Raw genomic sequence first — 16462 nt, 5'->3', positions numbered from 1 at the left:
ACGAGCGTCGGCGCTCGCGGTAACCTGCCGAGCATGAAACCAGGCGAGCTCGTTCCCGATTTTTCCCTGCCGGACCAGACCGGAGAGACCCGAACGCTGACCGAATTGCTGGCGGACGGTCCGGTGGTGCTGTTCTTCTACCCCGCTGCCTTCACCCCCGGCTGCACCGCCGAGGCGTGCCATTTCCGGGACCTGGCGTCCGAGTTCGCCGAGGTCGGTGCCACCCGGGTCGGCATCAGCGCCGATGCGGTCGCGAAGCAGGCAGAGTTCGCCGCCGCCAAGTCCTTCGACTACCCGCTGCTGTCCGACGAGGACGGCACCGTCGCCACCGCGTTCGGCGTCAAGCGTGGTCTGCTGGCCAAGCTCTCCCCGGTCAAGCGTGCGACGTTCGTCATCGGCACCGACAGGAAGGTCCTCGAGACCTTCTCGAGCGAGGTCCGGTTCGAGGCCCACGCGGACAAGGCTCTCGAGTACCTGCGGGCACATCGCACCTAGAGCACTGTCCGACGCGATGCCTCGGGTGGGGGAACCTCGAGGCATCATGTGCAGACCACAACTATCTGGGCAGGAGTGGAGCCTGCAGGAACGACCCACGGATAGGAGTGGAGCCTGCGGGAACGACCGAGAGAGATCATCGGAGCCTGCAGCAACGACCGAGAGATCGAGAGGTTCCCTGGGATGAACACGTCGGCGACACCGCAACACACGGTGGATCCCCGTTGGCTCACCGAGAGTCAACAGGAGGCCTGGCGGTCGCTCGTCGCCCTGGTCACTCGACTTCCAGCAGCGTTGGATGCTCAGCTGCAGCGCGATTCGCAGCTGACCCACTTCGACTACTTCGTCCTCGCGACGGTCAGCGAGAATCCGCAGCGACGGATCCAGCTCCGCGACCTCGCCGAGTACGCGAACGCGTCGCTCTCGCGCCTCTCGCACGTGGTGACCAAGCTCGAGAAGGCCGGTTGGGTGCGGCGCGAGTCGATCCCGGGTAGCCGCGGGTCCTATGCGGTGCTGACCGACGCAGGCATGGCGAAGGTCGTGGAATCGGCACCGGGGCACGTCGGCACGGTGCAGTCACTGGTGTTCGAGGGGCTCTCGGACGCGGAGGTCGAGCAGCTCGCGACCCTGAGCTCGACTCTGCTGACGCAGTTGGACAAGGGAATCGCGGCCGGAACCGGTCACGCCTGAGGGTCGGGGCCCAACAGGACGTCGGCATCGAAGCAGGTGTGCGTGCCGGTGTGGCACGCCGCGCCGACCTGGTCGACGACCAGGAGCACGGTGTCACCGTCGCAGTCGAGTCGAACCTCGTGCACGTACTGCGTGTGGCCCGACGTCTCACCCTTGACCCAGTACTGCTGCCTGGACCTGGAATAGTAAGTGCCCTTGCGGGTTTCGAGGGTTCGTGCCAGCGCCTCGTCGTCCATCCAGGCCACCATGAGTACCTGACCGGTCGACCGTTCCTGCACGACGGCGCTGAACAGTCCGGCCTCGTTGCGCTTGAGCCGCGCGGACAGACTCGGGTCGAGTGTCATCGGAAATCCTCTTCGCTATCGGACGACGATGCGTTCGGCACGCATCGCATCCTTGACCTGGCCGATGGTGAGATCACCGAAATGGAACACGCTCGCGGCGAGAACCGCGTCCGCGCCGGCGTGCACTGCCGGCGAAAAGTGTTCCACGGCGCCTGCTCCGCCACTGGCGATCACCGGCACGTGCACCGCGCTCCGGACGGCGGCGATCATCGGCAGATCGAATCCGGCTTTGGTTCCGTCGGCGTCCATCGAATTGAGCAGGATCTCACCGACGCCCAATTCCGCTCCCCGTACTGCCCATTCGACGGCATCGATGCCGGTGCCGCGTTTGCCGCCGTGGGTGGTGACCTCCCAGCCCGACGGGGTGTCCTGCTGACCGTCGGGAACGGTTCGTGCATCGACCGAGAGCACGATGCACTGCGAACCGAATCGTTCGCTCAGTTCACGCAGCAGTTCCGGTCGCGCGATCGCTGCGGTGTTGACACTGACCTTGTCCGCCCCGGCTCGCAGCAGTCGATCCACGTCGGCGACGGTGCGCACTCCCCCGCCGACGGTGAGCGGGATGAACACCTGCTCGGCGGTGCGGCTCACGACGTCGAGCATCGTGCCTCGGTCCGACGTCGACGCGGTGACGTCGAGGAAGGTCAGCTCGTCGGCCCCCTGCGCGTCGTAGGCGGCCGCGAGCTCGACGGGATCGCCTGCGTCGCGGAGGTTCTCGAAGTTCACTCCCTTGACGACGCGTCCGGCGTCGACGTCGAGGCACGGGATCACTCTGACCGCGACGCTCATCGCACCGGTCCTTCCAGGTAGTCGACTGGATCACCGAGTTCGGTGATCACCTTCAGCAATTCTTCGTGCACTCCCGGTCCGGCTGCGAGCACCGACGCCGAGTCGACCGTCCAGGGTTCGCCCGCGAGGTCGGTGACGATTCCGCCTGCCGCGCGTACCAGCAGTGCGCCGGCTGCGTTGTCCCAGGCCCGGTGCCCGAAGACCACCGCGCCGCCGAGAACTCCGCTGGCGGTGTAGGCGAGATCGACTCCGGTGGCACCGTGCATCCGCAGTCGCGAGGAATGCATCGACAGCTCTTCGAGGATGCGGAATCGGAACCGACCCGGCAGCGAACCGCGGCTGGCCACATTGAACGCACCGAACCCGATCATGGACTCGCGTAATGCTTTCGGCTGCAGCGCCGGAAGTGCGGCACCGTTGAGCAACAGGGGGCCGCCTGCCACAGCGGCGAAACGCTGGTCCACCAACGGCAGCCACGTGAGCCCGAGGATCGGCTCGCCATCGTCGAGCAACGCCAACAACGTTCCGGCCGACGGCAATCCCGACGAATAGTTGAAGGTGCCGTCGATCGGGTCCAGCACCCAGACGAGTCCCGAGTTCAGATCCGGTCCCCCGAACTCCTCACCGTGAACAGCGATTCCGGTGGCTTCGTGCAATTCCGCACCGAGCCGCCGCTCGAGCTCCAGATCCACTGCGGTGGCGAAGTCGTCGGGGCCCTTCTGCACTGCACTCGGTGCGCCGACGCCGGCGACGAACCGATCGTGGATGCCGTCGAGCAGACCTCCGGCGATCTCGAGCAGACGAGTCGGTTCCTCGGGAAGGGTCATTCCTGCGTTACCGAGACACCGCAGCGAGAGCGTCCGGAAGCGTGAAACGTCCGGCGTACAGAGCCTTTCCGACGATGGAACCTTCGACACCGCGGTCGACCAGTCCGGCGATCGCTTCCAGGTCGGCAATCGTGGACACGCCGCCCGATGCGATGACCGGCTTGTCGGTCTTGGCGCACACGTCGGCGAGCAGTTCGAGGTTGGGCCCGGTCAACGTGCCGTCCTTGGTGACGTCGGTGACGACGTAGCGCGAGCACCCGTCGCGCTCGAGCCGCTCCAGAACCTCCCACAGATCGCCGCCGTCGCTCACCCAGCCGCGGCCGCGCAACCGCGGTGCGCCGTCGACGATCAGCACGTCCAGACCGACGGCGACGCGATCACCGAACTCGCCGATCGCGCGGGAGCACCACTGCGGATCCTCGAGCGCTGCGGTGCCGAGATTGACTCGCGCACAACCGGTCGCCAGCGCCGCGCGCAGCGACTCGTCGTCCCGAATTCCGCCGGACAGCTCCACCTGGACGTCGAGCTCGCCGACGACCGACGCCAGCAGCTCGCGGTTGGATCCGCGCCCGAACGCAGCGTCGAGATCCACCAGATGGACCCACTCGGCACCGTCGTTCTGCCACGCGAGGGCCGCGTCACGGGGCGACCCGTACTTCGTTTCGCTTCCGGCTTCTCCTTGAACGAGACGGACAGCTTCGCCGCCTGCGACATCGACAGCAGGCAATAAGACCAGGCTCACGTGCGGTTATGCTACGGGCCGAGCGTCCGTGAACTCAAAACGGGTCGCCTGTGGTCCTACCGGAGTTCCTTGCGCGTCATGCGCGTGGACACCACACCCATCGCCGCGATCGCGCCGACCACACCGGCCAATGCGATGACCAAGCCCACCCCGGCACTCGGCTGCAGCACAGCGATCAATGCCGTCGCGATGGCCAGCACCGCCACAGCGGCACCGAGTGCGCGAACCGCCAAGCGCCCGAGTGAGAACTCGCGGTCGCTCACACCGATCGGACCCAGTTCTCGAGCAGCGCGGCCCCGGCGTCGCCGGACTTCTCCGGGTGGAACTGGGTGGCCGAGAGAGCGCCGTTCTCGACCGCGGCGAGGAACCGGCCGCCGTGATCGGCCCAGGTGAGCAACGGGGCAGCGATGGTGTCGCTGGGTTCGAGCTCCCACTGCTGCGCGGCGTAGGAGTGCACGAAGTAGAACCGGGTCTGGGGATCGATGCCGTCGAACAGCACGCTCTTCTCCGGTGCCTCGACGGTGTTCCATCCCATGTGGGGCAGCACCTCGGCCTGCAAGCGCTCGACCGTTCCCGGCCACTCCCCGCACCCGTCGGCCTCGACCCCGAACTCGACCCCGCGGTCGAAGAGGATCTGCATTCCGACACAGATGCCGAGGACGGGGCGTCCGCCCGCCAGGCGTCGCCCGATGATGCGCTCGCCTTTCACCGCCAGCAGCCCTTCCATGCAGGCGGCGAATGCACCGACACCGGGAACGACCAGCGCTTCTGCATTCAGTGCCTCGTCGAAGTCCGAGGTCACGGTCACATCGGCACCGACTCGGGCGAGAGCCCGCTTCGCCGAGTGCAGATTGCCCGAGCCGTAATCGAGCAACACCACAGAAGTCATGCGGGAAGTCTATCGGGGCGTGGTCTCGCGACGAGCGCCACCGCCGCGACTGCGACCACCGTCGTTGCTGCTGCGGTGAATCCCGCGGTGTAACCCACACTCGTCGCCAGGACACCGAGGGCGAGTGCGCCCGCCCCGGTACCCGCGTCGAAACTGATGTTCCAGACGGCGCTCGCGCTGCTGTATCGGGCCGGACCGGCTGCGTCGAAAGCCATCACGAGACTGTCGTTCTGGCACGCGCCGTACCCGATTCCGAACAGGACGGCTGCGACGAAGAACAGCGCAGCGGGCATGCCGCCGAGCGCGGCGATCGCGAACAGAGCGATACCGATTGCCGCCGACACCAACGCCGGAAACACCGAGCGTCCGATCCCGATGCGGTCGGCCACCGACCCCGCGGCGTAACGCCCGACGAGCATCGAGGCACTGACGACGGCCAGGGCTAGTCCGATCATCGCGGCTCGGTTCGATTCGGCGATCGGCAACAGACTGGTGATTCCCCCGTAGGCCGCGGACACCGAGGCCACCACGAGACAAGGCACCAGGAATCGGCGCTTGTCGAGGCGAACTCGCTCGATTCTGGGCGGCTGCGGGGCGGGTCGGGTGGGCGGCAGGAGCGCGACGCCGATCAGGCCTGCGGCGGGCACGAGAGCACCGAGTACGAACACGGCCGTCGGACTCGCCGCGAAAATCACCAGACCCAGTGGCAACGTGACCATCTGAGCCAGAGCGACGGCGATCCCCTGCGCACCCGTGGCCCGGCCGAGCAGCGCTGTCGGAGCGAGCTCGGCGACGATGGCCGCACCGGCAACCGTCAACATTCCGAAACCGGTGCCCCGCAGCGCGGACACCGCCAGCGCCGGTACGGCATCGACGGAGACGATGAACAGCAGGGCGGGCAACCCGAGAAGCAGACACCCGGCGGCCAGAACCGCGCGGTGGCCGACTCGCATCAACATGCTCGGCACGAACAGCTGAGTGATCACCGTCGTGGCCATGAAGATCGCGGTGCTGGCCGCTGCCACCGCGTCCGATGATCCGGACTGGGACACCGCGAGGGGAACCACCGGGAGCAGTAATCCCCAGCCGCCGAACGATGCCGCGCCCATCGCCATCGCGGCCGGAAGACCACGGACGGAGCTCAGGCCGTTCAACGCACGAGCGCCGATCGACCGGTCACAGACTTCCCTTGGTGGACAGCACACCGGTCACGCGAGGGTCGTACTCGGTGGCCTGGCGCAATGCCCGAGCCACGGCCTTGAACTCGGCCTCGGTGATGTGATGCTGATCCCGGCCGTAGATCACCCGCACGTGCAGCGCGATCCGAGCGTTCGACGCCAGCGTCTCGAACACGTGCTTGTTGATCACCGTGGAGTACGGAACGCCCGGGTAGCCGCCGATGACGGAGTGCACCATGTAATCGGGCTCTCCGGTGTGCACGCAGTACGGACGACCGGACACGTCTACCGCCGCATGCACCAGTGTTTCGTCCATCGGGATGAACGAATCGCCGAACCGAGTGATGCCGGCCTTGTCACCGAGGGCCTGGCCGAGAGCCTGGCCGAGCACGATCGCGGTGTCCTCGACGGTGTGGTGCGCCTCGATCTCGATGTCGCCCTTCGCCCGCACGGTCAGGTCGAACCGAGCGTGGGTTCCGAGCGCGGTGAGCATGTGGTCGTAGAACGGCACACCGGTGGAGATGTCGACGATGCCGGTGCCGTCGAGGTTCAGCTCCACCGAGATGTCGGATTCCTTGGTGGTGCGCTCGATCTTGGCGATGCGGGGAGCGGGTGTGGTCACTTCGGTGCCTCTGCTGTTTCGGTCGATGCGAGTGCTGCGCTGACGGTGAGGAATCGGTCGTTCTCGTGCGCCAATCCGATGGTGACGCGCAGATAGCCGGGAATCCCGACGTCCCGGATGAGCACGCCGTCGTCCAGGTACCGCTGCCAGGTCGCGGCCGCATCGGCGAACCTGCCGAAGAGCAGGAAGTTGGCGTCGGACGGCACCACCTCGTAACCCTGGTCTCCCAGAGCCGCTGCCACCCGATCTCGTTCGGCGGAGAGCTCGGCCACGCTCCCGAGAGTGTCCGAGGCGTGCCGCAACGCCGCTCGTGCAGCCGCCTGCGTGACGACCGAGAGGTGATAGGGCAAGCGCACCAACAACATTGCGTCGACGACGGCCGGGGCAGCCACCAGATATCCCAACCGGCCACCGGCGAACGCGAACGCCTTGCTCATGGTTCGGCTGACCACGATCTTGCCGGGGTAGCTCTCGATCAACCCGATGGCGCTGGGCGCGGAGGAGAATTCCGCGTAGGCCTCGTCGACCACCACGATTCCCGGTGCGGCATCGAGGATTCGGCGTAGATCCGCCTCGTCGATGCTGTGGCCCGTCGGATTGTTGGGGCTGGTGACGAACACGACGTCGGGCCTGCGTTCTTCGATCGCACCGACGGCGTAGTCGACGTCCAGAGAGAAATCTGCCCGACGCTTGGCCGGAATCCATTCGGTCTGCGTCCCGGAGGAGATGATCGGGTGCATCGAGTACGACGGCACGAATCCGAGCGCGGTGCGATCCGGTCCCCCGAAGGCCTGGAGCAACTGCTGCAGAATCTCGTTCGAGCCGTTGGCCGCCCACACGTTGGCGGTGTCGACGGCGAAGCCGGTCTGCGCGGTGAGGTATCGAGCCAGGTCGGCCCGCAGCGCTTCGGCATCGCGATCGGGGTAGCGATGCAGCTGCCCGGCGGCGAGCCGAACGGAGTCGGCTACATCGTCGATCAATGCCTGCGTCGGCGGATGCGGATTTTCGTTGGTGTTCAACTGAACCGGCACGGTGAGCTGCGGCGCGCCGTAGGGTGACTTGCCGATCAGCGCCTCGCGCAGCGGGAGGTCGTCCAGCGAGATCGACCGTCCCAAAGCATCACTCATGACGCATCACCGGTACGCAACACTTCGAACCGCAGCCGCACCGCCTCGCCGTGGGCCGGTAGATCCTCGGCGTTGGCGAGCGCAATGACATGCGCCGCAACGTCTTTCAGGGCGGCTTCGCTGTAGTCGACCACGTGGATACCGCGAAGGAACGTCTGCACACTCAGGCCGGACGAGTGGCGCGCGCATCCTGCCGTCGGCAGTACGTGATTGGAACCGGCGCAGTAGTCGCCGAGGCTCACCGGCGACCACGCTCCGACGAACACGGCACCGGCGCTGCGCACCCGAGCTGCGACGTCGGATGCGTCCTTCGTCTGGATCTCGAGGTGCTCGGCGGCGTAGGCGTTGACCACGGCCAATCCCTGCGTGACGTCGTCGACCAGCACGATGCCGGACTGGCTGCCGTTCAGCGCGGTGGCCACCCGCTCGGCATGCCGCGTCGACGCCATCTGTGCGTTGACGGCCTGGTCCACGGCATCGGCCAGTTCGATACTGTCGGTGACCAACACGCTGGCCGCCATGACGTCGTGTTCGGCCTGGCTGATGAGGTCAGCTGCCACGTGAACGGGGTCCGCGGTGGCGTCGGCGAGGATCGCGATCTCGGTCGGCCCTGCCTCGGAGTCGATTCCGACGAGCGAGCGGCACAGTCGTTTGGCGGCGGTGACGTAGATGTTGCCGGGACCGGTGATGAGATCGACCGGTGCCAACTCGCCGCCGTCGGTGTCGACGCCACCGTAGGTGAGCAGCGCGACACCCTGGCCGCCGCCGACCGCCCAGACCTCGTCGACGCCGAGCAGCTGGGCCGCGGCCAAGATCGTCGGGTGCGGCAGTCCGCCGAAGTTCTTCTGCGGCGGCGACGCCACCACCAGAGATCCGACGCCTGCGATCTGCGCAGGCACCACGTTCATCACGACCGACGACGGATACACGGCGTTACCGCCGGGCACGTACAACCCGACGCGATCGACCGGGATCCAGCGTTCGGTCACGGTGCCGCCGGGCACCACCTGTGTGGTGTGGTCGGTTCGGCGCTGATCGGAGTGCACCAGACGGGTTCGTTCGATGGCGACCTCGAGGGCGGCTCGGACATCCGAATCGAGCTCGGCGAGGGCCTTGACCAGTTCTTCCTGCGGGACGCGAACGCGATCCGGCCGGACGCCGTCGAACTTCTCACTGAACTCGAGCGCAGCCTCGGTGCCGCGTTCTCGGACGGCGTCGACGACAGGGCGAACCTGATGCAGCACCGAATCGACATCCACTCCGCCTCGGGGAAGTGCGCCGCGTAGTTCGGCGGTGGATGGAGTTCGTCCGCGTAGATCGACGCGGGCGAGCTCGATGCGGGCAGGCATAGTGGGCCCCTTCGTGAAGTCGGTTCGGTGCCGGGGTTCGGTCGAAACAGTGTGGTTCGAACACCCAGGATAGTTCCACCGAATTCGGCTCAGCCCCGCACGTCCCACAGATGATGGATGGGGTCGTGAATGTAGTAGGCGGCCAGTGACTCGACCGAGAAGTTCGATCCATCACTTCGTCGACCGGTCCGCTGCCGGTTCTCCGGCGGAACGGCAGCGAAATCGTCCGCGAGGGCGCGCGCAGCGTCACCGAGTTCGGATGCCACCTTCGCTGGGTCCTGGGCGTTGTAGTTCTCGGCCAGCGCCGTGGCGTCCTGATCCCAGTTGGCGAACTCGGGATCGTCTTCGGCCAACACCAACGCCAGCCGGGTGCGGAAGATGCGGTGCGCGTCACGTACGTGCGCGGCGTACTCGAGCGCGGACCACGTCGAGTCGTCGGGGCGCAGTGCTGCGTCGTTGCGCTGCAGCACCGCCTCCCAACGCTCGACGTCGGCGCGGATGAGGTCCGGGATGTCGTCGTACACGACGGCGCTCGAGTCGAACCCGCAGTCCGGGCACGCTCGCTCGAGTACCCAGGTCCAGTTCTTGGTATCGGGATCGATCGGCATGCCGGTCAGAATAGATTCGGGTCAGGCGTAGCGAGCAGCGAGGTTGTGCAGCGTGCTCGTGATGCCCTGCGCGTTCTTCTGCGGCATCTTGAACAGCTCGAGCATTTTCGGGACCTTGGCGGTGCCGTACTTGAAGCTCTCGGTGACCGTGGTCAGGCCCGGCTGCTTCTCCTCGAACTCCCAGCGCCAGCTGTGCCCCATCGGATGCTGCCACTCGACGACCTTGTGCCGATCGGCGTCGACGAACTCGGTGACGGTGCTGGTGATCTTGTAGGGCACGCCGTACTGCTTCATGCCGACGGAGAATTTCGCACCGGTGCTGAGTCGATCGGGACCGCGCACGGTGTCCTTGACGGTGCCGGATCCGTCGAGCTCGCCGTGCCGCTTCGGATCGGCCACCATGTCGAACAGTTCGGACGCCGGTGCCCGCACCTCGGTCTGACGGGTGACGTGCTGTGGGCCTGTGTCGATGGTTCTGATGTCTGCCATGTCCGCGGTCTACCCCACAGTGCCCGGTTCGACACACCTAGGCGGGCCGAATCGGAGTTGACGGCCGTAGTTCAATGAACCCATGTCCTGGTCAGTGTGGCTCGCCTTTCTCGGCGCGAGCATCGTCATCAGTCTCTCCCCCGGCGCCGGTGCCATCGCGTCGATGTCCACCGGGCTCCGCTACGGCCTGCGCCGCGGATACTGGAACATCTTCGGGCTGCAGATCGGTCTGCTGATTCAGATCGGCGTCGTCGCCGTCGGACTGGGAGCCGTTCTGGCGAGCTCGACGCTGGCCTTCTCCGTCATCAAATGGTTCGGCGTCGCATACCTGGTCTACCTCGGAGTTCGACAGTGGCGGGCAGCCCCGACCGAGGTCGCCGACGCCCCGGCAGTAGCCGACCGTGGCACGACGATGCTCGCCCGAGGCTTCCTCGTCAACGCCAGCAACCCGAAAGCCGTCGTCTTCATGGTCGCGGTGCTCCCCCAGTTCCTCGATCCGACACGGCCTCTCGTCGTCCAGTACCTGCTGATCGCCGCCACGATGGTCGCGGTCGACATGCTCGTGATGACGGGGTACACCTCGCTGGCGTCGCGGGTGTTGCGCTTGATGAAATCCCAGCGTCAACAGAAGACGATGAATCGCACGTTCGCCGGGATGTTCTTTGCCGCCGCAACGTTTCTGGCGACCGTCCGGCGGGTGACTCCGTGAGGAAATATCGCGTGATCATGAAGAATGCCCTCGGCGGCGACCCGATTCCACTGGGACTGTTCGACACGCTTCTGGAGGCCAACACCTGGATCCAGGACGTCGGCAAACGGGACGAGCACGAACTGGGCACCTATTCCGTCGAAGTTGTCGACGAGTGAGCGGACGGTGTCCGTGTTCGAGTGGTGACACGTTCGATGCCTGTTGCGAGCCGTATCTGCGCGGGGATGCGAGCGCGCCGACGGCGGAGAAGCTGATGCGATCGCGATTCACCGCGTTCGCCGTCGGCGATGTGGCCTATCTTCGCGCATCGTGGCATCCCGACACCGCACCGGCCGAGCTGGAATTGGACCCCGACCAGCGGTGGTATCGACTCGACATTCTCGCAACCGACGCCGGTGGCATGTTCGACGACGCGGGAACGGTCGAGTTCCGCGCTCGGTACAAGCATCCCGACGGGGCGGGCTCGATGAGTGAGGTCAGCCGCTTCGCCCGCATCGACGGCCGGTGGCGCTACCTCGACGGGATCGTCTCGCGTTAGAGGTTGCGCAGCTTGGTCGGTCGGTTGCCCGAGGTGCGACGCGCTTCCTGCTTCTCCTTGATGCGTTCGGCATCCTTGCGCACCTGAATCTGGGTGCGACGCTCGCGAACGAGCCACTGGGGCGGGCTGGCGACGAGTTCGTCGATTGCCTCGGTGGTCAGCGCTTCGGTGACACCGCCGCGGGCCAGCCCCGCGATGGACACGCCGAGCTTCTTGGCGATGACGTCGCGGGGGAAGGGTCCGTTGGTCTGCAGGTCGGTCAACCACTGCGGCGGATCGCTGCGCAGTGCGTCCAGGTCGGACCGGCTGATCATCGAGTCCTGGAATTCTTCGGGTGCTGCGGGAAGGTAGATGCCGAGCTTGTTCGCCGCGGTCAATGGCTTCATGGTCTGCTGTTTGTTCTCCGGGCTCACCGGACCAGCTTATCCGGCCGTCGGCGCTCTCGACGCCACCGTCCCTCACTGCCCTCCTCGTCCCATAGGCTCGACATCGTGAACATCGATGTGCAGACACTGCGCTGGTACGCGGCGGTGGCGCAGCAACTGCATTTCGCGCGCGCTGCTCGGTCGCTCGGAATCTCGCGGATCCGCTTGAGCAAGACGATCGTGGAACTCGAGGAACAGCTCGGCGTCGACCTGTTCGTGCCCGGGGCATCCCCCACCGAGCTCACCGCCGAAGGCCGCGATCTGCTCGAGCGAGCCCTGGTGGAGATCGCCGAGGACGATCGGCTCTCGGAACTCGCGCAGGTCGCTGCGGCAGAGCCGACGACCTTCACCATCGGATACGCCGAAGGCGTGACGCTGACGAAGTGGACACGCATCTGGGCGGATCGGTTCCCCGACGTCACGCTGTCCGTGGTGGCGACGACGCCGCAGACACAGGTGTCGGCCCTGCGCGACGGAACGGTCGATGTGAGCTTCGTTCGTCCGCCGATCGATCGCGATGGGCTCAACGCGATCGGTCTGTACCAGGAAGTGCAGGTAGTGGTGGTCCCGAAAGACCACGCAGTCGTTGCATTCGATTCGGTCACCGCGACCGACCTCGCCGACGAGCATCTGCTCGCCGAACCCGCGACCGTGCCCGAATGGGCAGCGGTGGCAACCGAACTCGTGTCCGGGAGTCGACCGGAACTGCCGCCGATGAATTCCGTTGCCGAGACGTTCGAGTACGTGGCCGCCGGGCTCGGGGTGGCGATCGTGCCGCACTCGGTCGCCCGATTCAATGCCCGCAAGGACCTCGTCTACCGCCCGGTGACCGATGTCGAGCAGTCACAGATTGCACTGGCCTGGGTCGCCGAACGCGAGGACGACCGCATCGAGGAATTCATCGGTATCGTCCGCGGCCGCTCGACCCGCAGTTCACGCGGACCGTCGGACGAGGCACCGGTCAAGAAGAAGAAAGCGCACCCCTCCAAACCCGCTCGCCCCGTTGCCAAGACGAAGACGAACGCTCGACGCAGCGGGAAGCGTCGCTGACGTCTGCATCTCGCTCGGCCCCGAATCCATGAGAACGTGTGTTCGAAACTTTGTCGGTGGGTCGCGATAGATTCTGTTCATGCTTTCGGGGGACGGCGGATCAGGGGTGGACGGCATCGAGACGGTGCCGCCCGCCCCCGAGGTGTCCGATCCCGAACTGTCTGTGTTGGTCGACCGAGTGGAGTCCGCGATCGCGGAATTAGCGGAACAGTCGCCGGTAGCGTGGTCGAACGCGGACCGGCGCGCGGTGATCCAACGGATGGAGATGCTGACCAGATCCCTGACCGCGTACTCGTACACCTGGCTCAATGAGCTGATCTCTCAGCACGGCCTCGATGTGTATCCGGGATCGGTGCCGTCGTCGGTGGCGTGGATGCTGCGGATCACCCCACGAGCAGCCGGAGCACGGGTGCGCCTGGCTGCCGAATTGGGTGACCGCACCGCCTTCTCCGGTGAAGTCCTGCCGCCGTTGCTGCCGCACACCGCGGGAGCGTTGCGGGCGGGGTTGCTCGATGCCAAGCATGTGCAGATGATCCGCGAGTTCTTCCGCCACCTGCCCCGGGATGTCGATCCGCAGACGCGCGAGCTCGCCGACGAGCAATTGGCGGGCTACGCCTCGACCAGGCGACCCGACGATTTCGCACCGTTGGTGGCGCACCTGGATTCGATCCTCAACCCCGACGGCGACCACGACGAGGACGAGGACGAAGACGAAGACGAGGACGGGAAGCCACCGAGACCACCGAAACGCAGGGATGCGTTCTTCTACCTCGGTGAACAGGGTGCCGACGGAATGTCCGAAGGAAAATTCTGCGTCGACCCCGAACTACGGGCCTACCTCGAAGCCCTGTTCTCCAAAGCTGCGAAACCGGGCGTCAACAACCCCGCAGACCCCACATCGATCATCCACGACGAGACCGGCGGCAAGGACAGCACGAGCCCCGGGGCTGCGAGCGACGGTGCGCGTCCCGATCCTGCAGCCACCGAACCGGATTCGGCCACATCCGGTGGTGTCTTCGATACCGACACCCCACCGCTACCGGAGCCCGCAGACGGGTGGACAGGTAACGCGGGACTGTGGGACGACGGTTCATTCGACGGCGACGATCCCTGCGACGGTGACGGCCGGTGCGGTGACGGCATCGACTGTGGTTGCGGCACAGGGCCCGACGACACCATCGGACCAGAGGACAGTGCTGAGCCCGGCGACACAACCGAACCACAGGACACAGCTGAGCCCGGCGACACAACCGACCCGGACGACGCGGACGACGCCGTCGGATCCGACACCGACGACGCACCGGACACTGCAACACGCGACGCTGCCGCCGCGCGGGATATCCGCACCCAACGCGAACGCCAACACGACGCCCTCAAACTCGCGCTCCGACACACCCTGGCCTCCGGCACCCTCGGCACCCACCGCGGCCTTCCCGTCACCGCCATCGTCACCATGACTCTGAAAGACCTCGAAGCCGGCTGCGGCTACGCCATGACCGCCACCGGATCACGGGTGTCGATCCGCGATGCGATCCGCATGGCCTCGCACGCCCACCACTACCTGACCATCTTCGACGACCACGGCCGAGCCCTGTACCTCGGCCGATCCAAACGCATCGCCTCCGCCGACCAACGCATCGTGCTCATCGCCCGAGACCGCGGCTGCAGCTTCCCCTCCTGCACCCGCCCCGCAACCTGGTGCCAAGCCCACCACCTCACCGACTGGAACACCGGCGGCTACACCGACATCGACTCCCTCACCTTCGGCTGCGACATGCACCACGCACTCGTCGGCACCGGACCCGGCACATGGGCCACCACCAAAACCGGAGCCCGACATCGCTACCCGGGCCGCACACTGTGGCACCCACCCGCCGGAATGGACCCCACACGCCGAGGCCTGATCAACCACGCCCACCACCCAGAAGAAGTCCTCTACCCACCCGACAACCACAACCACAACCACAACGACACCGGCGATGAGGAACCACGACAACCCGCCTGACGACCCACACAAGCGTCAGGGCACAGCCCTGCCTACACCCGCGTCGGGATCTTTCAGCAAACCGGGTGACGCTTTCGATTGCGAATCAGAACAGCTGTTCCGAGTCCCACCGACATCAACAGAAGCGGTGCGGCGATGACAAGGGAAGCGTCGATGGCCAGAAACAGAATGAGAAGCAACGCTGCTGCCAGGAAATAGACTGCTGCGAAACGTGGAGTCCACAGGACGGAGTCCATTCCCACCTCCTTGCGCGTACGAACTACGTGTCGTTACCGAAGGTAACTGAAGGGAGCCGGGAGCACTAGAGGCCCAGGCCCCGCAGTCGGTCGATTTCACGACGATCGCGCTTGGTGGGCCTGCCTGCCCCTCGATCACGCCTCGGTACGGAAGCCAGAACTTCTTTCGGTGGCGGCGGCGGACTGCGATCGATCAAGCACTCGGGAACGACCGCTGCGCCTACTCGTTTGGTGATGGCCCGCACCACGACGACGATCTTCTCGACTCCGTCGGCCCGCAGTCTGATCTCGTCGTCCGGGCCGATGCGATGCCCGGGTTTGGCGGGAGTTCCGTTGACGCGGACGTGCCCGCCGCGGCAGGCAGCAGCCGCGGCTGACCGCGTCTTGAACAACCGAACCGCCCAGATCCAACTGTCGAGGCGGACGCTCTGAACTTCCATCTTCGAAAGAATTCCTCACATTGCGAGGCTCGACTACATGTCCAGGCCGAGGTCGAGCACTGTCACCGAGTGTGTCAGACCGCCGACCGCAAGGAAGTCGACCCCCGTACGCGCGTAGTCCCGTGCCACGTCGACAGTCAGGCCACCCGAGGATTCCAGCTTCGTCTGCGGCGCGAACGTGTCTCGGCGCTGCACCGCCATCTGTGTCTGCCAGAGCGGAAAGTTGTCCAGCAGAACCAGTTCGACGTTCTCCGCCAGTACCTGGTCGAGTTGCTCCAGGCTGTCTACCTCGACCTCGCATGCGATGTCGGGAGCCGCGGCCCGCACTGCGTTCAACGCAGCGACGACCGAACCGGCTGCCGCCACGTGATTGTCCTTGATGAGCGCGGCGTCTCCCAGACCCATCCGGTGATTGACGCCCCCGCCGGCGCGAACGGCGTACTTCTGCAGTGAACGCAATCCCGGCAACGTCTTTCGGCTGTCCCGGATCTTGCACTCGGTGTCGGCGACCTCGGCGACCCAGCCGGCCGTCGCGGTGGCGATTCCCGAAAGATGACAGACGATGTTGAGCATCGTGCGTTCGGCAGTGAGCAGATCTCGAGTCGGGGCTTCGACCGTCAGAACGGCCTGTCCCGGTTCGACCTCGGATCCGTCCTCGATGCGATGCACGACGGAGTATCCGCCGCTTCCGATCACCTCGTCGAGAACCAGGAGACCGACATCGATTCCGGCCACCGTGCCGAATTGGCGCGAGACCACCGACGCGTTGGCGACGGCGTCCTCGGGAACCGTTGCCAGCGTGGTGATGTCGGGTCCGTACCGCAGGTCCTCGTCGAGGGCGGTCCTGATCAGTGCGAGAACCTCGTCTCGGTCGACGCCCGGGTTCACCTCGTTCGGGGAATCGGTCATG

General features: G+C 66.0%; 23 protein-coding genes. 7 read left to right on the top strand and 16 right to left on the bottom strand.

The genetic code is table 11. From position 1 onward, the window contains the following. The first annotated feature begins 33 nt into the window (after nt 1-33). A complete protein-coding gene (locus NY08_RS03740) occupies nt 34-495 on the top strand; it encodes a peroxiredoxin (RefSeq protein ID WP_032394332.1) in 462 nt (153 codons plus the stop codon). Nucleotides 496-678: 183 nt separating this feature from the next. Then, nucleotides 679-1185, top strand: a complete 507-nt coding sequence (locus NY08_RS03735) for a MarR family winged helix-turn-helix transcriptional regulator (protein ID WP_032394333.1) — start codon at nt 679-681, stop codon at nt 1183-1185. Here the strand turns inward: NY08_RS03735 and hisI are convergent. From hisI to NY08_RS03675, 12 genes are all read right to left on the bottom strand, one after another. Continuing rightward, a complete protein-coding gene (gene hisI, locus NY08_RS03730; RefSeq protein ID WP_032394334.1) occupies nt 1176-1529 on the bottom strand; it encodes a phosphoribosyl-AMP cyclohydrolase in 354 nt (117 codons plus the stop codon). The two genes, NY08_RS03735 and hisI, sit on opposite strands and share 10 nt — an antisense overlap. A gap of 15 nt (nt 1530-1544) precedes the next feature. After that, nucleotides 1545-2318: an imidazole glycerol phosphate synthase subunit HisF gene (gene hisF, locus NY08_RS03725; RefSeq protein ID WP_032394335.1), complete on the bottom strand. Its 774-nt coding sequence runs from the start codon at nt 2316-2318 to the stop codon at nt 1545-1547. Further along, complete coding sequence (locus NY08_RS03720; protein WP_032394336.1) at nt 2315-3145, bottom strand: inositol monophosphatase family protein; 831 nt, start codon at nt 3143-3145, stop codon at nt 2315-2317. Before NY08_RS03720 ends, hisF begins: the two co-directional genes overlap by 4 nt. 7 nt (nt 3146-3152) lie before the next feature. After that, nucleotides 3153-3887, bottom strand: coding sequence for a bifunctional 1-(5-phosphoribosyl)-5-((5-phosphoribosylamino)methylideneamino)imidazole-4-carboxamide isomerase/phosphoribosylanthranilate isomerase PriA (gene priA, locus NY08_RS03715; RefSeq protein ID WP_032394337.1), 735 nt, complete (start codon nt 3885-3887; stop codon nt 3153-3155). 56 nt (nt 3888-3943) lie between these two features. Then, the gene (locus tag NY08_RS03710) at nt 3944-4150 is read right to left on the bottom strand and encodes a hypothetical protein (protein ID WP_032394338.1); all 207 of its coding nucleotides are present in this window, start codon (nt 4148-4150) and stop codon (nt 3944-3946) included. Then, entirely contained in the window at nt 4147-4776 is a 630-nt protein-coding gene (gene hisH, locus NY08_RS03705; protein WP_032394339.1) for an imidazole glycerol phosphate synthase subunit HisH, read from the bottom strand. Before hisH ends, NY08_RS03710 begins: the two co-directional genes overlap by 4 nt. Next, entirely contained in the window at nt 4773-5891 is a 1119-nt protein-coding gene (locus NY08_RS03700; protein WP_045199661.1) for an MFS transporter, read from the bottom strand. Before NY08_RS03700 ends, hisH begins: the two co-directional genes overlap by 4 nt. 61 nt (nt 5892-5952) lie before the next feature. Next, a complete protein-coding gene (hisB, locus tag NY08_RS03695) occupies nt 5953-6576 on the bottom strand; it encodes an imidazoleglycerol-phosphate dehydratase HisB (RefSeq protein WP_032394340.1) in 624 nt (207 codons plus the stop codon). After that, nucleotides 6573-7703: a histidinol-phosphate transaminase gene (locus NY08_RS03690; RefSeq protein ID WP_045194972.1), complete on the bottom strand. Its 1131-nt coding sequence runs from the start codon at nt 7701-7703 to the stop codon at nt 6573-6575. Before NY08_RS03690 ends, hisB begins: the two co-directional genes overlap by 4 nt. Continuing rightward, a complete protein-coding gene (gene hisD, locus NY08_RS03685; RefSeq protein WP_045194970.1) occupies nt 7700-9052 on the bottom strand; it encodes a histidinol dehydrogenase in 1353 nt (450 codons plus the stop codon). Before hisD ends, NY08_RS03690 begins: the two co-directional genes overlap by 4 nt. 89 nt (nt 9053-9141) lie before the next feature. After that, entirely contained in the window at nt 9142-9660 is a 519-nt protein-coding gene (locus tag NY08_RS03680) for a DinB family protein (RefSeq protein ID WP_045194968.1), read from the bottom strand. A gap of 21 nt (nt 9661-9681) precedes the next feature. Further along, on the bottom strand, nt 9682-10149 hold the full coding sequence (locus tag NY08_RS03675; protein ID WP_032394344.1) for an SRPBCC family protein: 468 nt from the start codon (nt 10147-10149) through the stop codon (nt 9682-9684). 82 nt (nt 10150-10231) lie between these two features. Between NY08_RS03675 and rhtB the strand changes: the two genes are divergently transcribed. From rhtB to NY08_RS03665, 3 genes are read left to right on the top strand one after another with little or no spacing between them, the layout of a single operon-like run. Beyond that, nucleotides 10232-10858: a homoserine/homoserine lactone efflux protein gene (gene rhtB / locus NY08_RS03670; protein ID WP_045194966.1), complete on the top strand. Its 627-nt coding sequence runs from the start codon at nt 10232-10234 to the stop codon at nt 10856-10858. Nucleotides 10859-10869: 11 nt separating this feature from the next. Continuing rightward, complete coding sequence (locus NY08_RS26010; RefSeq protein WP_155290785.1) at nt 10870-11016, top strand: hypothetical protein; 147 nt, start codon at nt 10870-10872, stop codon at nt 11014-11016. Then, the gene (locus NY08_RS03665; RefSeq protein WP_045194964.1) at nt 11013-11396 is read left to right on the top strand and encodes a YchJ family protein; all 384 of its coding nucleotides are present in this window, start codon (nt 11013-11015) and stop codon (nt 11394-11396) included. The genes NY08_RS26010 and NY08_RS03665 overlap by 4 nt, the downstream gene beginning before the upstream one ends. Here the strand turns inward: NY08_RS03665 and NY08_RS03660 are convergent. Next, nucleotides 11393-11809 carry a DUF5997 family protein gene (locus tag NY08_RS03660; RefSeq protein WP_045194962.1) on the bottom strand — a complete coding sequence of 139 codons (417 nt, stop codon included), beginning with the start codon at nt 11807-11809 and terminating at the stop codon, nt 11393-11395. The two genes, NY08_RS03665 and NY08_RS03660, sit on opposite strands and share 4 nt — an antisense overlap. 78 nt (nt 11810-11887) lie before the next feature. Here NY08_RS03660 and NY08_RS03655 point away from each other — a divergent pair, with 78 nt between their 5' ends. Further along, nucleotides 11888-12871: a LysR family transcriptional regulator gene (locus NY08_RS03655; RefSeq protein WP_045194960.1), complete on the top strand. Its 984-nt coding sequence runs from the start codon at nt 11888-11890 to the stop codon at nt 12869-12871. Between the two features lie 79 nt (nt 12872-12950). Further along, entirely contained in the window at nt 12951-14876 is a 1926-nt protein-coding gene (locus tag NY08_RS25080; RefSeq protein WP_052683710.1) for an HNH endonuclease signature motif containing protein, read from the top strand. A gap of 53 nt (nt 14877-14929) precedes the next feature. On the opposite strand, the gene NY08_RS03640 is transcribed toward NY08_RS25080, so the two are convergent. The 3 genes from NY08_RS03640 to nadC all read right to left on the bottom strand — a co-directional run bounded on the left by NY08_RS03640 (nt 14930) and on the right by nadC (nt 16461). Continuing rightward, complete coding sequence (locus tag NY08_RS03640; protein ID WP_045194958.1) at nt 14930-15112, bottom strand: hypothetical protein; 183 nt, start codon at nt 15110-15112, stop codon at nt 14930-14932. A gap of 65 nt (nt 15113-15177) precedes the next feature. Continuing rightward, nucleotides 15178-15552, bottom strand: a complete 375-nt coding sequence (locus NY08_RS03635; RefSeq protein ID WP_032394350.1) for an RNA-binding S4 domain-containing protein — start codon at nt 15550-15552, stop codon at nt 15178-15180. Between the two features lie 33 nt (nt 15553-15585). Further along, nucleotides 15586-16461 carry a carboxylating nicotinate-nucleotide diphosphorylase gene (gene nadC, locus NY08_RS03630; RefSeq protein ID WP_045194956.1) on the bottom strand — a complete coding sequence of 292 codons (876 nt, stop codon included), beginning with the start codon at nt 16459-16461 and terminating at the stop codon, nt 15586-15588. Nucleotide 16462 lies beyond the last annotated feature (1 nt).

Source organism: Rhodococcus sp. B7740 (assembly GCF_000954115.1).
Classification (GTDB): domain Bacteria; phylum Actinomycetota; class Actinomycetes; order Mycobacteriales; family Mycobacteriaceae; genus Rhodococcoides.
This window is presented reverse-complemented; position numbering and strand designations above follow the sequence as displayed.

Bases quoted from the DNA above. Each gene is read 5' to 3' on its own strand.
- NY08_RS03740 (WP_032394332.1), top strand. From the start codon at position 34: ATGAAACCAGGCGAGCTCGTTCCCGATTTTTCCCTGCCGGACCAGACC.
- NY08_RS03735 (WP_032394333.1), top strand. From the start codon at position 679: ATGAACACGTCGGCGACACCGCAACACACGGTGGATCCCCGTTGGCTC.
- hisI (WP_032394334.1), bottom strand. From the start codon at position 1,529: ATGACACTCGACCCGAGTCTGTCCGCGCGGCTCAAGCGCAACGAGGCC.
- hisF (WP_032394335.1), bottom strand. From the start codon at position 2,318: ATGAGCGTCGCGGTCAGAGTGATCCCGTGCCTCGACGTCGACGCCGGA.
- NY08_RS03720 (WP_032394336.1), bottom strand. From the start codon at position 3,145: ATGACCCTTCCCGAGGAACCGACTCGTCTGCTCGAGATCGCCGGAGGT.
- hisH (WP_032394339.1), bottom strand. From the start codon at position 4,776: ATGACTTCTGTGGTGTTGCTCGATTACGGCTCGGGCAATCTGCACTCG.
- NY08_RS03700 (WP_045199661.1), bottom strand. From the start codon at position 5,891: ATGGCGATGGGCGCGGCATCGTTCGGCGGCTGGGGATTACTGCTCCCG.
- NY08_RS03690 (WP_045194972.1), bottom strand. From the start codon at position 7,703: ATGAGTGATGCTTTGGGACGGTCGATCTCGCTGGACGACCTCCCGCTG.
- hisD (WP_045194970.1), bottom strand. From the start codon at position 9,052: ATGCCTGCCCGCATCGAGCTCGCCCGCGTCGATCTACGCGGACGAACT.
- NY08_RS03680 (WP_045194968.1), bottom strand. From the start codon at position 9,660: ATGCCGATCGATCCCGATACCAAGAACTGGACCTGGGTACTCGAGCGA.
- NY08_RS03675 (WP_032394344.1), bottom strand. From the start codon at position 10,149: ATGGCAGACATCAGAACCATCGACACAGGCCCACAGCACGTCACCCGT.
- rhtB (WP_045194966.1), top strand. From the start codon at position 10,232: ATGTCCTGGTCAGTGTGGCTCGCCTTTCTCGGCGCGAGCATCGTCATC.
- NY08_RS25080 (WP_052683710.1), top strand. From the start codon at position 12,951: ATGCTTTCGGGGGACGGCGGATCAGGGGTGGACGGCATCGAGACGGTG.
- NY08_RS03640 (WP_045194958.1), bottom strand. From the start codon at position 15,112: ATGGACTCCGTCCTGTGGACTCCACGTTTCGCAGCAGTCTATTTCCTG.
- NY08_RS03635 (WP_032394350.1), bottom strand. From the start codon at position 15,552: ATGGAAGTTCAGAGCGTCCGCCTCGACAGTTGGATCTGGGCGGTTCGG.
- nadC (WP_045194956.1), bottom strand. From the start codon at position 16,461: ATGACCGATTCCCCGAACGAGGTGAACCCGGGCGTCGACCGAGACGAG.